The organism is Acidicapsa ligni (genome assembly GCF_025685655.1).
GTDB lineage: Bacteria > Acidobacteriota > Terriglobia > Terriglobales > Acidobacteriaceae > Acidicapsa > Acidicapsa ligni.
Genome location: NZ_JAGSYG010000001.1, coordinates 1,393,683 through 1,409,890, shown reverse-complemented (window position 1 = coordinate 1,409,890; position 16,208 = coordinate 1,393,683). Strand labels below are relative to the sequence as shown.

The following is a 16,208-nucleotide window of genomic DNA, read 5'->3' as shown; positions in this document are numbered from 1 at the left end:
TTGAAGCCTACGCCAGACTGATCGCTCACGACCACTTTATGCGCGAGCACAATATGGCTGATCTTCATAACGAGGTGAAACAATATCCTCTCCGGGAGATACGATCGCACAGGCCTGAGATCTGTGAGTCCGTAAGCCGTGCATTGAATTGTGCTTGTGCCTTTTATCCGAGAGAGGCACTGTGTCTCCAGCGCTCCGTCGTCCTCGTTAAAATGCTCCGGAAGCGAGGACTGCCAGCCAAGATGATCATCGGCGCCCAACAACTTCCTTTCAGGGCCCATGCCTGGGTGGAGGTATCTGGCGAAGTCATTGACGACAGATTGGTTTCACGCGAGTCCTTTCTCGTGTTGGAGGTTTGCTGATGAGCGCGCTGGCGGGAATAATTGAATTCGACCCGCGTGATTCCATCGGAGAGTCGGAGCTTTTCGAACTTGCTCGGACCCTTGACAGAACCGGTCCGGACGGAGGAGCGCAGCACCATGAAGGAAATGTCGGGTTGGTTTTCCGAGCATTTCACACCACGTCTGAGGCTCAGCGCGAGATGCAGCCGATGGTATGTGGGAACCGTGTCTTCACATGGGACGGGCGATTGGATAATCGCGAAGAGATCGCATCCCGCTTAGGACTCCGATCTGACCATGTTCCGACCGATCTCGATCTTGTTGTCGCTGCCTACCAGAAATGGGAGACCCGCACCTTCGCTGAGCTTCTCGGGGATTGGGCACTAGCGATCTGGGACAGGACAAAGCAAGAACTTTATCTTGCGAAAGACTGCTTCGGTGTGAGGCCCCTCTTCTATATCCGAAAAAGCTCGCGCCTGATATGGAGTACTACGCTTGAGTCGCTCGCAACTGATAGAAGTCCGGGCCTTCATGTAGACAAAGATCATATCGCTGGATGCTTTTTCCCATATCCTCGGCTTGGAACGACTTCCTTCGAAGAAATCAAAGGTGTGCTTCCGGCACATTTTCTGACGGTTAGGCGGGGAGGACAGTGCAGTTCTACTCGATATTGGGCACTCAATCCGCACAGTCGTGTTCGCTATCAGAAAGACAGCGATTATGAAGAACACTTCATAGAGCTTTTCCGTAACTCAGTCCGGAGGCGCCTCAGATCGAATCGCCCGATCCTGTCGGAACTGAGCGGGGGGCTCGATTCTACTGCCATCGTTTGTATGGCCGACGACATTCGTCGTACGGTTGACACACCAGATATCGAGACCATCTCGTATTTTGACGCCGATGAGCCAACCGGCGATGAAAGGCCGTACTTTACTGCTGTCGAAGCCCACCGAGGAAAGGTCGGCCACCACTTATCGGTTGCAGAGTTCAATCGCCAGACCCGAGAGCAGGCTTTCTCGCCGGTACCGAACCGATACAAAATAGCGAGCCCTGGATATTTCGCCAGATCATTGCACTGGGCTGGAATCATCGATGGCGTGCATCAAGCTACCGGTTCACGTGTGACCTTATGTGGCCTCGGCGGAGACGAATTGTTGGGTGGTGTTCAGTACGAAGCTCTCGAGCTGTTGGAATACCTGCTGAGTCCTAACTTGCCACGCTTCGCGGCCTCCTTATGGTGCTGGAGCCAAGAGAAGAGAAAGCCGATCTCAGCGATTGTTAAGAGCGTTTTCACCTTAGCGACGGCCAGATACTCACTTGCATCCTTCCTCGATATTCAGGGCGACATCCCCTGGGTCCTTGTCCGACCGACACGGCCCAATCCAATCCTAGAAACATTCTCGCCTTGGCGCGTGTTGTCTCCGACACATCTGTTTGCGGAGACGATCAGGTATACCATTTCGGCTCAATTGAGCTGTCAAGAACCTACACCAGTTGGCATGTCAGAAAAGCGATATCCATTCTTGGACAGGTCTCTCTATGAGTATGTCGCTTCAATTCCCCGCAACCAAGTGATTCGCCCCGGGCAACGACGTCGACTTATGCGTCGCTCGCTCCAGGGTTTAGTCCCCGATTTCGTACTGTCGCGAACATCGAAATGGTTTGCTCATCGGGCCCCTGCAGCACAATTGCGTGACCAGCAGAAGCTGTTGAAGTCTTTGTTCGCTGAGAGATGGATGTCACACGGTGTCCTCTTCGATACCGACCTCATTCGTAACCGTTTGAGGCACGTTGAACACGGCATAGTGTCAGAATCCCGACATCTAATTACCGCTCTGTCGATTGAGCAGTGGTTGCGCCGCCAGACCTCGTTAGGTGTCATCGCCTGGGACAATCGCGAGAACGATATTAGCGCTGACCACGATGAGAAAGCCGTTGCGGCACACGGGCTTCCGTGTTGATGGAATCAAGCTTGAACCGAGTGGCTTGCGCATTTATTTACGCAGGCCCTGATTCTTGATCGGAGTCAAATCCAAATGAAAGGAGGTGAAGATCATGAAAACCTATCAGAAACCGTCCGTAGCTGTTTTGGCTCAGGCTTCTGTTGCGATCCAGGGTATGCATATCAAGAACTCTGGGAACGTGACCGATGCGCTCAATCCACAGCAAGCCCAGACCAGTGGTTTCGCCTATGATCTGGATGAGTAGGTCGCTAACCCTCTCGTGGGTGCACGAAGGAACCGGTGCACCCGCGAGGCTTTCTGCGAATTCCAATTCCGGTTCAGTGTGACAAGCAATTGAACGGGGTTTTTCAAAGACACGAGGTACAGCTCCATGACAACCTATCAAAAACCGTCCGTAGCCATTTTGGCTCCCGCATCCGTAGCGATCCAGGGTATGCATATCAAGTCTGGCCCTGTGGTGGAATCGCTAGATCCTTTAGCCCCGCGGAGTAGCGGGTTAGCCTACGATCTGGACGAGTAGGCAAGGAACTTCTAGCGGTTGTGAGTTTTCTCCAAGTCCCCGCTTGTCTCCTGCAGACCTCTTAGCTTGCGCCATCGATCGAACTGATCAGGGTCGTAGCTTGGTGATGCGGCCTCTTTGCCCTGCATCCAAAAACGGAACCAATCTACATTTCGCTGCAGCGATGCTACTCGTTCGAACGGTGTATCGAGCGGATGATCCCCGCGTGGATAAAAGAACAGTTCCACCGGTTTATTCAGACCCACGAGTGCCGATTGGAACTCGTATGCCGAGAGCGGCTCATCCTGTAGAGTGCCCCCCGTGTATTCCATGAGGAGCGGCGTCTTTACCTTGTCTGCATTGAAGGCAGGAGCGCCTGATAACCATTCAGAACGAGATGCATAGAAGGAGCCACCGTAACCGGTGGCAAGTTGCGCGGCCGGCGACCCTCCATCGTAGATAAATGCACCGCCATAGTTGCCAATGCCACCGTCAGCGGAAGAGGCCGCCCTTAGCTTTAGATCTGAATGAGTGAGTAGATAGTCCAATTTCCAACTGGACCGGCTAAAACCGATGATTCCAATATTGTCCCTTGATGCTATGCCAAGCCGTTGTAAGTAATCCACCAAGGCCTCAACACTTGCGACCGTGGAGTTCGCCTCCTCGACTAGCGGCGGTCCGGCGGGTTTTGTGGAGCCAGCGTACGAGTCATATACATTGAACATCACCACGGCAAAACCCGCGTCTACCAATGGGATAGGTGGGAAAGCTGTGGTGTATTGCGCATCGCAGACAAATCTCTTGTCTGGCCATGTCAGCATAATCACGAGAGGATAGGGAGCCTCCGTCAGCGTCGTTGATGGCGTTAGCAGTCGGCCTGACACTTCTCCTCCATACTTATTCATCCAGCTGATGTCTTTTCCTTCCCCGAAGTCCAAGCCGTTGATCTGCGGATTCAGATTCGTGAGCCTGATCGGCTTCTGATTAGACCCCTGATCGACTGACCAGAGGTCCGGTGGTACTGTTGGCTCTTCATGTAGGCCGACGAAATGCTGTCCATCAACTGTGACTTGGTCGCTGAGGTCGAAGTGTATAGCCTTTCCCAGACGACTTGTGATTGCCCATTCGCCTCTGGAACGAGCGAGATGAAAGCTCTCGCCGCGACTAAGTTCGACGTTCATTTCAGTATTTCCGTGGTTCCAAGAGACCGCCGTCACTCCCTGCACGATCATGTTTGCGCCTAGCACACGCGAAAGACGCATGCCTAGGACCTCAATAGCGAAAATATGGAAGCTCGAGGCTCCTTTAGGGTCTGTGTTGGCCTTAATATCCTCCGATTCCCAGCGGCTTCCCAGAGGCGAAGCGCCCACCACAGCGAACGAACTACTGTCGCTTGCCCACCAGATTGGAGCCCGCGGAAAAGGCACGCGAGGAATATTCACGAACTTGCCTGCAGCAACGTCGTACAGTCCCAGGACAATCGGGTTAGCACTGTACGAATTGCGATACGCCATGACCGTTCTGTTACTTGCCCACGGTTCGATGACTGCCTGGAGCTCATAAGCGATGGCAATGTATTGCCCGTTTGGAGACATACTCATCGCCGTCACGCGGTTGAATTCGCCTCGCTCCATCGCTGCCCCAGGTGCATCGGGAAATGGGATTAGCGATCGCTTCGACCAGCCAGGGTGCGCAACAGACTTTTGCACTAGCCAGATTGCCGATTTCATCAAACGAACTGCGCCTTTCCCCCCAAGCAACAAAGAGCTATACCCGGACGGCACATAAAATCCGCGAGTTTCTTTGATTGGATCGGAGGAGGGCCTGGCCGCACCTTGGGGTACGACGCTAGTCAGGTAGGCCATTGCGTTTCCGTCGGAACTTGCCGTGTAGTCCAAAGCACCGCCTGCAACTGTCACGTCGCTCATGCGGGATGAGCGTGAATCGACAAGCACTATTCTGCTCGCCTTGCGAAGACCAAAATTCTGATCGATTAGAGCAGCAAGGTGAACACCATCGCCGAGCCATTGAACCTTGGATATTCCGCCACTGCTTCGCAAGATGACCCTGCCGTTCACGGATCCGACGCCCGGCGTCGTCCTTTTCACTCGAAGCTCATACAGATTTTGGTTTGTACCAACATCTGGATTCTTGACGACAAATGCCACTTCCTTTCCGCTTGGCGATAACAGCGGGCCGTCGACCACTCTCCGTATCGAGACGCAGTCGTCAACTGTGACAACCCGCTGTTGAGCTCGGCCAACTGCGAAACCAGGAACAATGCACACTGCGAGGGAAAGAATTGCGTTGAACGCACGCCTTGGATACCGAGTTACGAACCTTCCGAATGGCCGAATAGATAACACGCTGTCCCTTCCCCTCTTTACAAAGACACTACAGCCCGCTCGCCGAAAGCCGCGTTAGTACGTTCGGCTCAACTAGAACGCGATTCTCAGCATCATCTGAAGCGACCGAGGTCCCCCGATTTGATACAAGGGATTCAGCCCTCCAAGCTGACCATTTAGGGTGTTGTAGGCATAACCGAACTCCGTGGGACCATAGCTGAGCAAGTTATAGATAGATCCAAACTGAGGATGATTGAACAGATTGAATGCCTCTGCGCGGAACTGTATGTTTGTTTGTTTACGGATTGGAAAAGTGCGTCGGAGCGCGATATCAGTTTGAACGGCATCGAATTGCCTAGCATAGTTCCGGGGGACATCGCCCTGAACACCCGCGGGGGCAGCCACAAAGGCCTTGTAATTAAGAATTCGTTTGCCTGGGTATTGAGATCCATAAAGATACGTAGGCTGCCCACTCACAAAATTGGGCTGATATTCGAACTGCTCGCCTGTTGATGGGACGACGGTTGCGGGGGCTCCAATGTCGAGCGGAAGGCTTGATCGTGCCTGTAGTCTCAAGTCTGCGCCCCAGTGACCTACTATTGAAGCCAACGCAGCTTGCGTATGGAGGGCCGGAACTTCATAAGTAATTGCAGCTTGTAGCTGATGTCTTATATCGAAATCGGAACTCGCGCGTTGAAGTTTATCGAGCAAGGTATTTGCCGACGCATCGTCGATTGAGTGGGACCAGGTATAGGAGATGAGCCCTTGAAAGCCCGCTGCCAGGGTGTGTTGGTACTTTGCCTGAAGCGAGTTGTATGAAGATGAAGCGAGGTTTCCTGTCACCTCGGCGAAACCCGAGGTGCTGAAGTTGGTGTTACCAAGTTGGCCCGGATAATAGCCAAACTCAGAGAGCAACTTCCTTCCCGAAGACCCAACATAACTCACCGTGAAGCTCTGTCTGTCGGAAAGTTGCTGTTCAAGCGCGACGTTATACTGCATGGAATAAGGAAGCGTGAGCGCAGGATTGAACGCGAAAACCGTTGTGGAATATGGCTTAGCTGCACTCGCCGGAGGAACCTGCAATTGTGATGCGGTCAAGGGAAAGCTGGCGCCCGTGACAGTGGCAGAGGAGGCAATACCGATACCCCCGAATCCTTGGGAGCCTAAGAGGTTGCCCGTGTCATAAAACACACCGTAGCCGACGCGCAAGACCGTTCCGTGCCCCGGATGTTGGTTGGCCTGATACGCCATCCCCAGTCGGGGGGCGAAGCCGTGCCAATCGGTATTCCACAAGGGCGTACCTGCAGGAGCTAGCTGTGCAGTTGATATATCTGAGACTTCGTTAAGCGTATATGGCGTAGGGCCCCCTGCGCTTCCGGGAGGTGGATTGACATCCCACCTCAATCCCAGCGACAAAGACAATTTCGGGCTAACCTTCCACTCGTCCTGGGCGAACGCAGAGAAATTGGTATAAACAGGCTTGATCTGAGGAAAGGCTTCCGCAATCGCAAAGCCGGGGGCATTTGTGGGGATTTGGGTTGGGCTCTCGAAGTAGAAACCTTCAAGCGGGCTGCTGGTGTTCGCGGTCGTTTCGACGCGTCTCCAATCTATTCCGAATCGGAGATCATGCTTGCCGATGTTGAGGTTGTACGTATCGGTGAGATTCATCTGATCTTGAGTGGCGGGTGCCGTGCGGAGCAGAAAACTGGCCTCTGGCCCATAGGTGAAAATGACAGCCACTTCAGAACTACTGCTGGCCAACCCCGGAAGCGTCATGGGATTGAAGGGGACAGCGCCCCCCAAGTTCGTTGAGGTGCCAACAGTGGCGGTGGAGTTGCGAGTAAAGTTGAAGCGAAAATCGTTGTTCTGGCGCTGTGTGAAGACGTTGGTAGACCCTAATGTCACAGAGCCGAGGCTACCTGTTGTTGAGTTCGCAATTGCTCCGGCATAAGACGTGTTGTTGGACGGAGTGTAGGCATAACGCCCAAACACTTTCCACTTTTCGCTGATGTTGTGGTCGATTCGGGCGCTCGTGCTATCCAATCGTGCCGGGTAGGAGACCGTCTCGATATAGTATGAAAGGCCATCATTCAGGCCGTCCGAATTCGCATTTGGTATAGGGAAAGCATTGAGCACGGGTTGGAGAGCTGTTGGAGCTTGTTGCCGAAGGCCGACACTAGGAACGGCTACCTGGGTTGCGGCTTGTGGCGAGTCGAGACGAAGGCCCTCGTATGAGAAAAAGAAGAAGGTCCTTTGCTTTCCGTTATAAACATGCGGAATAAGCATGGGACCGCCTAACGTGCCTCCGAAGTCATTCTGGCGTTCCTTCCCTTTCGGTTTACTAAGGTAATTGTTGAACCAATTACTAGCGTCGAGAGCGTCATTGCGCAGGTAGTCGTACGCCGTGCCGTGAAAAGTATCACCGCCTGAGCGTGTCGCAAAAGCGAATTGTCCTCCTGGCGTGCGTCCGTACTCGGCTGAGTAGGTAGACGTTGTCGCTCGGAATTCTTGAAGAGCATCGATCGAGGCGAGACTCTGAGTGCTCCCCAAAGCGGTTTCACCAGCCACCCCTCCGGCATACCCGGCTCCTCCTCCGTAAGAGCCGGCAGATACGCCGGTATTTGCGCTTACTCCATCTACCGTGAAGTAATTCGACTCCGTCCTTTGCCCGTTGACGACGATCTCTCCGCTGTATCCGACACCGCCCACCGTACCCCCAAAGAGATTCACTGGGATCTGGGAGACGCCGGGAGAGAGCGTCAACAAATCTTGAAAGCTCCGCCCATTCAGAGGCATATTGGCCACAAAGTTTCGATCGATCACGGTACTGACAGACGCGTCAGTCGTATTCAAACTAAGACCGCTGCCATCTACGGTTACGCTCTGACTAGCTGGACCCACCTTGAGAATGAGTTGCAGAGCCCTGACATCGCCTACGTGCAGAACGAGGTTGCTAACTGTAACTTCTGCGAAAGCCTGCTTCTCCACCACAATCTTGTAACGGCCAGGTTTCAGAAAGGCGAATGTGATCAAACCGGTTCGTCCACTCCGCGCTCGCTGTTCCTGAGTTGAGTCCAGGTTGGTGATCACGACAGAGGCATCCGGGACTAGCGCTCCTGACGTATCAGTGATCGCTATGGAGACGCTGGCTGATGCCACATCCGCTAGCGCATAGGGCAGTACGCAAAAGGAGAAGACGACAATTGTTATCCAAACGACAAAGTTTCGACACGACGAGACAGTCAGGGGCATAGTTATCCTTAGGCTTGGGAAAAGCCGGTTCTGGCTAAATTGTGGTTTGCTACTCGGCGTGTTCAGGGTCTTGCAGCTTGGAGGCGCTCGACGGTTTCGTGGAGCATGCTCTCCTCTATTCGCAAATCAGCAAGCAGCTCGGCGATGTCTGGTACGTTGTGGGTCGTGGGGGGATCTGTTGGCGATAGTGTTAGACCCGACGTGAGAACCTGGTCGAGACGTTCGCTATCGAGGTTCAGAGCTTCCGCGACTGCGCCTAGCTCCTTCAAAGTCGTGGGCGGTGGCGCAGTTGAACTGGATGGGGCCTCACCTATTGGGAGTAGAGGTGTTAGAGCTGCATCGAGCTGACCCAGTTCCTGCGCGTATGACCGAGTGTGTTTGTCGAGAAGAGTTAGCCAGAGCATCTTGTCGTTTGGCTGCATGGACTGAAGCTCTTCGACGCGGAAGCCGTGGGCGGCGATCTGACGAATGGTCCAGGCCTCGCGATGAAGCCGCGCCGCCCGATCCAGCGCATCGGTGGCGACTTGGCCTATGTGGACATCGAGATCATGTCCCGACAGTCCTTGACCTGTAAGCCCCGCTCTCAGTTCGGCATCGAACGGTAGATGGCCGTTCTCCACGGGAATGGCAGGGAGCGATTCAACGCGAAGCGGGCCATGAGGTCCCGACGTCTCTACCGGCTCGTCACTCGAATGAAGGGCTAGCCTAAGCCGGTGCCCGGCATCGAGTGATCCGAAGACATGGGCAACCGAATTCTTCTGCTCTTGAGAAGGAAGGACGCCACTGACTACGACAGATCCATCCGGTGATCGATCCACGTCGAGTAGCCGCTCTACATCCGGACCGAGGTTGCTGAGCAGTTGAAAGACCTGAAGAGCAAGGTGTGCGTCTCCGCCCGAAGGAATGGGCATGGGCAACACACTCGTTCCGGAAACCGGAGCCACTAGACTCGGGTCAATCTCAAAATCGCTGTCTCGTACCTTACTGGGGGACACGAGTTCGTAGCTCAGCTCCTTGAATCGGTACTCGCGAGTCTGAGTTCGATCTTCAATGCGGATTGTTTCAGCGACTGGCCGCATCGTATCGCTCGCAAGGACTAGCTGCGCTGAAACAATAGGCGTCTTGTGCGGACCTTCAGCGCCGCCATAGGACACCCTATAGCTGTCTGTCTCGTGAACAACGCTGAGGCGGGTGGGATCGCCAGTGATTCGCTCGAAGCCATCAGCCTCAGGGACATTCATCCATGCTTCGCTGGTCGCAGTCTGGGAAGCGTCTGGACTAAGGCCGGACTTTGAAGGATATCTCGATTGTTTTCCTGCACCATTCGTCCACTGGCCAGCGAGCAACTTCCCATTCGCGCTAAGTAGCTTGAGAGCGGTCCGGCTCGGAGCATGACCGCGTAAGGTCTCAACTCTGCCGGACTGCAGCAGTTCTCCATTCCCTGAGCGGACCTCGAACGAGAAGGTCCTGTGCGCCGCTCCACCGATCGGGATGGCGGCTTCGCCTCTGTGCTGTGCTTCGGCAAGGAGTCGAGAAGCAATAGGGGTTTTAGTCCTTCCGATTTGGCGGTCGGCAACGATGAAACTGAGCGCGATCATTAAGACAGTCAAAGCCGCTATAACGAGGTTTCGACTCCAGGTCCAGTTGATGTCGCGCAGCCATGAGACGAACTTCGTCCAACCGCTATGCGGCTTCTGGTGGCTTCGCGCGGTTCTGGTCGGATTCTGTTTTCCCGAGGAGAAGGTAGCCGCGTCTACGACCGAGCTCTCCTCGACAAGAGGATCGAAGTAAGAGACCTCAACGACCGGCACTCCCCCTTCCAGGGTTACAACGACGGTGAGTTTCCGATCGTCGCTCAGCTGCACCTCGGCACTCTGGGCTACAGGATTGTCGATATCTCCGTCTTCCAGATCGTGATAGAGCAGACGGACCCCTTGCTCACTCAGTACCTCTACAAATTCGAGGCGGGTTAGAGGCTTCAGCTTGATCTGAAATTTGCTATGGACCGAAGTGATCAGTTGAACGCCATGGACTTCGCCGTTCACCGCTACTTGGAGCTTCATGGGACGATGTTCAAAGGTCTCGCGGAACTTCCTTCTAAGCCGCGGTCCTTGGTCGTCAATACGGGGCGTTGATGGATCGGAATCATCGTGGTCGCCGCCCTCAGACGAGAGCCGCTGTGAGAGAGTCGGCAACCCCAATGTCTTATTCGCCTGATCGAGGCAAGAGCTGCAGCTCAACAGGTGTGCCAATTCCGGAGTCGTGAGCCTAAGCTCGGAGGTTGGATGGTATTTCTCCTCTATTTCGAGCTCGGAGAGGCAGGCGCCTTCAGGCTCCGAGAAGATGCGCCGACGAAGTTCGGCGAGCAGCGCAGTGGGATCATCGGGAAGATACGCTGGAAACCTCGGAGTACGTTTCGTGTCGAGTCCCATGAAGTGGAGATTGGCTGGCTTTGCGAGAAAAGTCCTCGCTTCGAGACGGGCCGTTTGAATCAGCTTGTCTGCTGCGGCTCGATTCGTCTGGAGAAGCGCAACGACCTCGGATGGAAAATATCCCAGAAAGAATCTGAGGATGAGGGCATTGGCAGCTCGATGGGTGCTCCGACGTATGCAGGCGTACTCGCAGATACTCGCCAGATCGCTTCGAACCAGAAGAAGTTGGCTTCGGTCTACCGCAGTGAGAGCGTATTCGAGCGAATCGAAATCGACGACGAGCAGACTCGACAATGCGTCTCCACCGTTTCGGAGTTTTCTCGATATAAAGAGGTGTTTCAGGGTTCGATAGAGATAGCCGCGGAGGCGGTCATCATCTGTAAGATCCGGCGCTGCCTTGGACTGGACGAACCTTACATATAGGTCCTGCACCAGATCCTCGGCCTCTTCCCGAGAACCTTGGGCAAGTTGTCGGGCCCATTTGAGCAGCCAGTCATAGTGATTGAGGAATACCTGCTCATGGTCACGAGACTTATCGATCTTCTGAAGCTTCTGTGCGCTCAAGTATTCCTCCTTACATAGCTCTACGCGCTGGAAAGGGATTTCTGATTTGAGGGGAAATAGGCAGGATCGTCCCTCCATTGCTGGGGGGGAGAGCAAATTCACCTGGATGGGAGAGCCCCCGCGATCGATGATCGTGGCATCAGTGACCATCGAATTGGCCGACTGGAAAGAGGACTTGTTGAGAGCTTGTTGTGGACGTACCAGCAGATCAGCCTGATCTCATATCGATCGTGCGGATGTGTCCTTCAAACCGCGGTCAGGACACGCGGGCTCACGCAATGCATCCTTTATAGACGCGGAGACGAGAGTGTTCCGGCTCGGTCACTGACCGTATAGCAAACTATCGGGAGGGTGTTTCACCGAGACTGTCCGGCGCGAGTTTGAAGCCTCGTCCTTTGACGTTCTCGATCATGTCCTGCACGTCGTTCTCGTCGAGCTTTTGACGAAACCGCTTGATCGCGCTGGTCAGAGCGGCAGGGGACTTCTGCAGCTCATTTCCCCACACTTTGTCCAATATCTCCTGAGTGGGGACGATCCTTCCGGGACTTGCCGCCAGCACCTCGAGAAGCCTCGTTTCCTTTACCGTGAGGGGGATCGGCTTCTCGTCAGCGGCCAGAACGTGTGCTTCCCGGTCCAGGACGAAACGCCCGATACCGAGCCTGCGCGTGCTGCTCGGACTCTTCCCCATCTCCCGTTCGTGCCGGCGGATGTGGGCATGAAGCCGCGAGAGGAGAGTTGATTTGGAAGTACGTTTGAGGATGAAGTCGTCGGCTCCGGCGTCGAGGGAAGCAGTCTCATACCACTCCCCTTCAAGCACTGTATACATCAGTATCGGAACGTTGATCTTGGCCGCACGGAGTTCGCGGACTAGCCCCGTTCCATAGATACCAGGACTAGATCCTCCGGACGACTTGCTGAGGTCAAAGTCCACGAGGATCAGGTCAAACTGTGACTTTTCGATCCATGCGTGTGCTGCCTCAGGAGTTTCGGCTAGCTCAACGATGAAGCCGAAACGACGGAGAGTGCGCTGCAAACCGGCCGAGACAACAGGTTCGTCGTCCACGAGAAGAATAGATTTCATAACACCTGGCAGTGACAATGGATTTGATCCTAGTCGGGTGTGAACTCGGCGGGCATTGCGACTATTTAGTCGTGATTATAGTCGGCAGCGACCGCGTCGTGACAGGTTATAAGGGTCAATATTGCAAGAAAGAGCATGCGGGCATCCCGAATTTTTCACAGGATCTAATGAAATGCCGACACATCTTTGGTAATCCAGCGGTCGCCCAACGGTATCCACGAACGTAGATAAGGACTCTTGAGGCCTATTGCCGCCGGGTTCTCGGGACCGGAGGTTTCGTCTTGATCCGCTTCAGCACGGCTCTCATAAAGAGATCGGGCCTCTTGCCGAGTGTTTCGAGGAGATCGAACACGACGGTGATGCGAGGAGTCTGCCTGCCGGTCTCGATATTGCTGATGAAGTTTTGCCGATACCCCGACGCCTCCGAGAGGTCGCCCTGAGTCCAACCTTTCGCTTCGCGCAACTCTTTCAACACAACGCGGAAGGCCTGGTCGAGAGTGCTTGTTTTTTGTCGGCGGTTCGCGTGCGGCATTGCACTATCATTTCGGCAATCCGCAGCGATCTCTATCTATGAACGTAGATAGACAGGTGGCCTACTTTGTGAGTTCATCGAATCCTAATCCGGAAGAGGGCGAACTGACCAGTTATGCCGTAGAGGAAGAGGCCTGGCCTCTCTAAGGAGAGGCCAAAATGAGCGGCGCAGGGGAACTGCTGCGATAAGGGCCTCGCCGACCTAGAAAGGTCTTACGCCACCGCTCGATCGGGCAGAACGCCGTAGTCGCGAAGGTCTTCGATTTGGCCATCCGTCGATCTGAGCAGTCTCGCTCTGAACACAAATCGGGGGAGCGGCTCAAGAAACAGAAACGTATCGTCAGTGAAGCGCACTTCGAAAGCCCCGACATCTCCCGGCATCGAGACCCAAGTGATTTGGTCGATCACTTTACCGACGGCTTCGTTGAAGCGGAAGCTGCCACTTAGGGAAGGAGCAGCAGCTTCGGGTCTCAAGGACGGGGTTTGGCTCAAGCCGCGCTTCCGCGTTCCTCTCTTTTCAGTCTGTGAATCACGCTTCATTGGGTTCCTCCTCGCTGTGAGGTAAGCCTGTCTTGGACATTGATTCGCCATTGCCGCCCTGTTCCATTGCATCGAGCCTGTTCATGATCTCGAGCGATACGCGGTATCGGAGCTTCATGCTGGCTGCGCCCACGATGGTCCGCAGTGAGCGTGCGATGCGACCGTCCTTTCCGATGATCTGACCGACGTCCTTAGGATCGACGAACAGACGGAGAATCGCCTTTCCATCCTCTTGGCGGGAGTCCAGTCTCACTCGGTCCGGATAATCGACCAGAGCCCGCGCTATTTGAACAACCAACTCGTGTAAAGTCATGTTTATCAAGGAGTTTCTCGCTTTATTCAGGTTGCGTTGAAACATGCTGCATCGCGTCCTGGCCTCGATTTCGAGCGCAAGATTTAGCTACCCTGAATGAGCGCGCCTCGCAGAGCATCAGCATGAAAGTGATTTTTGGGGTTGGATTGACTGCCGGAGAATCTCGCCCAATCAGCCGCCAGAGAGTGCATGCACTAAATATAGTGCTTACACTAAGCCAATGCTAGGTGAATGCAGGCGGACGTATGCATACAAGTCGGAGACAGAATCCGTCAACTTCGGAAGAAGAAGGGCTGGAGGCAAATTGACCTCGCCCAACACTCCGGAGTCCACGAGGTTCACATCTCCGATCTCGAACGAGGGGTTCGGGAGGTCGGACTTCGAAATCTGGCCGCGCTGGCCCGGGCCTTTGGATTGACCTTGAGCCAGTTTCTGGAGGGAATTGATGTCGCCTAAACGTTTCGAGGGGACACCCAGTGTCCAGAAGATCAGACTGGGCCTGACAGCTTAGCCGGCGTCCAAGCATACGTCACTTTGACACGCCGAAGAGATGGATCAGGCGACCCTGAGATGGGAACCGCGTTGGACAAGGGCTCCCGGAACCTCTTCCTGTCTCGAGACTGCGGACTTGATTGCCTCTGAATCGGGCCTAGCTTCGTGAACACACATTTCAAGGGACTTACTCAGTTCGTCGGGCAGCAGCGAAAGGACGGTTTGCCAAAGGGTGCCGTCCATCCTCGCTTCGATCCTTCGATACGCTGTGGGGATGGCTTCCTCGTCGGTGACCTTCACGGAGTCCTGGCTGTTCTTCTGGATACGGAGCGTAAACTCCTGGCCCTCGACCTTTTTCAGATCGCGGCTGACTAGGTAGTAAAGAACCATAGATTTGGTTCGCTCGACCTTGTTCGCGGTCGCACGCGCTCTGTCGCCAAGGCGCGCAGCTTCGTTCCGGCAATGCTGTTCGCGCGATTCCATCATCCGCACGAAACGTCCAATTCTGTCGACTTTCTCCCCGTGGGCGTTGCAAAAGCAGTGGAACCGGGCGATCAGTTCCGGTGGCACCTCACAACCACCCTCGGCTTGTAACTGCATCTCTTCCAACAGGTCATCCAGCTCACCATCGATCTGGAACAGCGAGTTGGATTCAACTACAGACGTCATAGCCTTCTCCTTTTCAAAATTTGTCGTTTTTGTTGGAGACCGATGAGGAAGCCCGCTAAGCAGCTTTCCTCTGAAGGTTCCAATGTTCTCTGGCGGCGCGGTAGGCGAGTTCATCCGCTCTGCATTGAATGGGGTGATGATTGTGCCCCTTCAACCAGCGCCACTGAATGTGAAGTCTGGAGTTCAGAATCGAGAGCTCTTCCCAGTGGTGTCTGTACTGGATAGGGATGCCTCGCCGATTGATCCAATCCTGGGTCTGCCATCGCTGAACAAGGAAGCGCATACCGCGAACCAAGGATTGAGAATCAGAGCGAAGCTCGATACGAGTTCCGCAGGCAAGAGAACGCAAAGGCTGAATCGCCGCTACGAGCTCCATCTCGGAGCTGGTTGTCCAAACGATACCGCCCGACATCTCCCATCGTTTCCTGCCACAAATCAATACCGCTGCCCAGCCGCCGGGCCCTGGGTTACCGATGGCAGAGCCATCGGTAAAGATGCGGACCAAATTGTCCATTGAAATCTCCTCCTTGAATCAGGAAATCTAAGAGCGCACAATGCTCCTCCTGCTGCCAATGAAACCCGCTATCGACCGACACCGTTTCCGGGAAGCAGACGTGATCGAACGGAATGTTGATAAATTGGGGGATTTTATAACTAATTTTCCAAAGTCTTCTTATCGACTTCAGCCGGTCGCGCCGCCCAACGCTGGTGCATGTGCTCGCGCCAGTCAGGATCGATCTTCGCAACCTCTTCATCGAGTACATCGTGGCTGATTGCGCGCCCAAGGGCAATTCGCACTCCTTTGAGCACGCCGTACCCATATTTCTGGACCAATAACGCGGCCAGTTCAGGCGTCTCTGCCCCCCGCGCGACATCTTTGCGGCGACCCTCAGCATATTGGCGAATTTCGGTGTTTGCCGCCTCGACTATCTCTTTTTCAGTCATCAGAACGGGCTCCTTAAGCTCATTATCCTCGTCAAAACTTCAAAGGGACTTAAGTATATAAATCCCTAAATCTGGAGGTTAGATAAGAGGAATCGGAAAGTCGCTTTGAATCGACGCTGGCGATCTGTCAAAGGTCTGCTGTGGGCAGATCAAGCGCTCTCTCCCCTCTCGCGGAGCGAGAGCAGTCGGCCGATCCCTTCTAAGCCAGACCCAGGTCCATAGGCCGGCGATGCGCCGACG

Annotated in this window: 14 protein-coding genes; 4 read left to right on the top strand and 10 right to left on the bottom strand. The window is 54.4% G+C overall.

The window, feature by feature from the left end:
* Nucleotides 1-38 precede the first annotated feature (38 nt).
* The 3 genes from OHL19_RS23015 (at nucleotide 39) to OHL19_RS05760 (ending at nucleotide 2,549) form a co-directional block, all read left to right on the top strand.
* A complete protein-coding gene (locus tag OHL19_RS23015; protein WP_396126663.1) occupies nucleotides 39-362 on the top strand; it encodes a lasso peptide biosynthesis B2 protein in 324 nt (107 codons plus the stop codon).
* Entirely contained in the window at nucleotides 362-2,302 is a 1,941-nt protein-coding gene (locus OHL19_RS05765; RefSeq protein WP_263356659.1) for an asparagine synthetase B family protein, read from the top strand. The genes OHL19_RS23015 and OHL19_RS05765 overlap by 1 nt, the downstream gene beginning before the upstream one ends.
* A gap of 94 nt (nucleotides 2,303-2,396) precedes the next feature.
* Nucleotides 2,397-2,549: a hypothetical protein gene (locus OHL19_RS05760; RefSeq protein ID WP_263356658.1), complete on the top strand. Its 153-nt coding sequence runs from the start codon at nucleotides 2,397-2,399 to the stop codon at nucleotides 2,547-2,549.
* A gap of 287 nt (nucleotides 2,550-2,836) precedes the next feature.
* On the opposite strand, the gene OHL19_RS05755 is transcribed toward OHL19_RS05760, so the two are convergent.
* The 7 genes from OHL19_RS05755 to OHL19_RS05725 form a co-directional block, all read right to left on the bottom strand.
* Nucleotides 2,837-4,912 carry a hypothetical protein gene (locus tag OHL19_RS05755; RefSeq protein ID WP_263356657.1) on the bottom strand — a complete coding sequence of 692 codons (2,076 nt, stop codon included), beginning with the start codon at nucleotides 4,910-4,912 and terminating at the stop codon, nucleotides 2,837-2,839.
* Nucleotides 4,913-5,242: 330 nt separating this feature from the next.
* Nucleotides 5,243-8,401 carry a TonB-dependent receptor gene (locus OHL19_RS05750; protein WP_263356656.1) on the bottom strand — a complete coding sequence of 1,053 codons (3,159 nt, stop codon included), beginning with the start codon at nucleotides 8,399-8,401 and terminating at the stop codon, nucleotides 5,243-5,245.
* Between the two features lie 62 nt (nucleotides 8,402-8,463).
* Nucleotides 8,464-11,397 carry an RNA polymerase sigma factor gene (locus tag OHL19_RS05745; protein ID WP_263356655.1) on the bottom strand — a complete coding sequence of 978 codons (2,934 nt, stop codon included), beginning with the start codon at nucleotides 11,395-11,397 and terminating at the stop codon, nucleotides 8,464-8,466.
* Nucleotides 11,398-11,737: 340 nt separating this feature from the next.
* Nucleotides 11,738-12,478 carry a response regulator transcription factor gene (locus OHL19_RS05740; RefSeq protein ID WP_263356654.1) on the bottom strand — a complete coding sequence of 247 codons (741 nt, stop codon included), beginning with the start codon at nucleotides 12,476-12,478 and terminating at the stop codon, nucleotides 11,738-11,740.
* A gap of 244 nt (nucleotides 12,479-12,722) precedes the next feature.
* A complete protein-coding gene (locus tag OHL19_RS05735; protein ID WP_263356653.1) occupies nucleotides 12,723-13,010 on the bottom strand; it encodes a helix-turn-helix domain-containing protein in 288 nt (95 codons plus the stop codon).
* A 212-nt stretch (nucleotides 13,011-13,222) separates the two neighbouring features.
* The gene (locus tag OHL19_RS05730) at nucleotides 13,223-13,549 is read right to left on the bottom strand and encodes a hypothetical protein (protein WP_263356652.1); all 327 of its coding nucleotides are present in this window, start codon (nucleotides 13,547-13,549) and stop codon (nucleotides 13,223-13,225) included.
* Nucleotides 13,539-13,907: a KH domain-containing protein gene (locus OHL19_RS05725; protein WP_263356651.1), complete on the bottom strand. Its 369-nt coding sequence runs from the start codon at nucleotides 13,905-13,907 to the stop codon at nucleotides 13,539-13,541. Before OHL19_RS05725 ends, OHL19_RS05730 begins: the two co-directional genes overlap by 11 nt.
* Nucleotides 13,908-14,093: 186 nt before the next feature.
* On the opposite strand from OHL19_RS05725, the gene OHL19_RS23010 reads away from it, so the two are divergent.
* On the top strand, nucleotides 14,094-14,318 hold the full coding sequence (locus OHL19_RS23010; RefSeq protein WP_396126642.1) for a helix-turn-helix domain-containing protein: 225 nt from the start codon (nucleotides 14,094-14,096) through the stop codon (nucleotides 14,316-14,318).
* A 99-nt stretch (nucleotides 14,319-14,417) separates the two neighbouring features.
* Here the strand turns inward: OHL19_RS23010 and OHL19_RS05720 are convergent, their stop codons facing one another.
* The 3 genes from OHL19_RS05720 to OHL19_RS05710 form a co-directional block, all read right to left on the bottom strand.
* A complete protein-coding gene (locus tag OHL19_RS05720) occupies nucleotides 14,418-15,023 on the bottom strand; it encodes a siphovirus Gp157 family protein (RefSeq protein WP_263356650.1) in 606 nt (201 codons plus the stop codon).
* A 55-nt stretch (nucleotides 15,024-15,078) separates the two neighbouring features.
* The gene (locus OHL19_RS05715; RefSeq protein WP_263356649.1) at nucleotides 15,079-15,537 is read right to left on the bottom strand and encodes a ribonuclease H family protein; all 459 of its coding nucleotides are present in this window, start codon (nucleotides 15,535-15,537) and stop codon (nucleotides 15,079-15,081) included.
* 140 nt (nucleotides 15,538-15,677) lie between these two features.
* Nucleotides 15,678-15,968 carry a hypothetical protein gene (locus tag OHL19_RS05710; protein ID WP_263356648.1) on the bottom strand — a complete coding sequence of 97 codons (291 nt, stop codon included), beginning with the start codon at nucleotides 15,966-15,968 and terminating at the stop codon, nucleotides 15,678-15,680.
* Nucleotides 15,969-16,208 lie beyond the last annotated feature (240 nt).

Coding starts and splice junctions, on each gene's coding strand:
- OHL19_RS05735 (WP_263356653.1), bottom strand. CDS start 13,010: ATGCCGCACGCGAACCGCCGACAAAAAACAAGCACTCTCGACCAGGCC.
- OHL19_RS05725 (WP_263356651.1), bottom strand. CDS start 13,907: ATGTTTCAACGCAACCTGAATAAAGCGAGAAACTCCTTGATAAACATG.
- OHL19_RS05710 (WP_263356648.1), bottom strand. CDS start 15,968: ATGACTGAAAAAGAGATAGTCGAGGCGGCAAACACCGAAATTCGCCAA.
- OHL19_RS05760 (WP_263356658.1), top strand. CDS start 2,397: ATGAAAACCTATCAGAAACCGTCCGTAGCTGTTTTGGCTCAGGCTTCT.
- OHL19_RS05750 (WP_263356656.1), bottom strand. CDS start 8,401: ATGCCCCTGACTGTCTCGTCGTGTCGAAACTTTGTCGTTTGGATAACA.
- OHL19_RS23010 (WP_396126642.1), top strand. CDS start 14,094: ATGCAGGCGGACGTATGCATACAAGTCGGAGACAGAATCCGTCAACTT.
- OHL19_RS05730 (WP_263356652.1), bottom strand. CDS start 13,549: ATGAAGCGTGATTCACAGACTGAAAAGAGAGGAACGCGGAAGCGCGGC.
- OHL19_RS05720 (WP_263356650.1), bottom strand. CDS start 15,023: ATGACGTCTGTAGTTGAATCCAACTCGCTGTTCCAGATCGATGGTGAG.
- OHL19_RS05765 (WP_263356659.1), top strand. CDS start 362: ATGAGCGCGCTGGCGGGAATAATTGAATTCGACCCGCGTGATTCCATC.
- OHL19_RS23015 (WP_396126663.1), top strand. CDS start 39: ATGCGCGAGCACAATATGGCTGATCTTCATAACGAGGTGAAACAATAT.
- OHL19_RS05740 (WP_263356654.1), bottom strand. CDS start 12,478: ATGAAATCTATTCTTCTCGTGGACGACGAACCTGTTGTCTCGGCCGGT.
- OHL19_RS05715 (WP_263356649.1), bottom strand. CDS start 15,537: ATGGACAATTTGGTCCGCATCTTTACCGATGGCTCTGCCATCGGTAAC.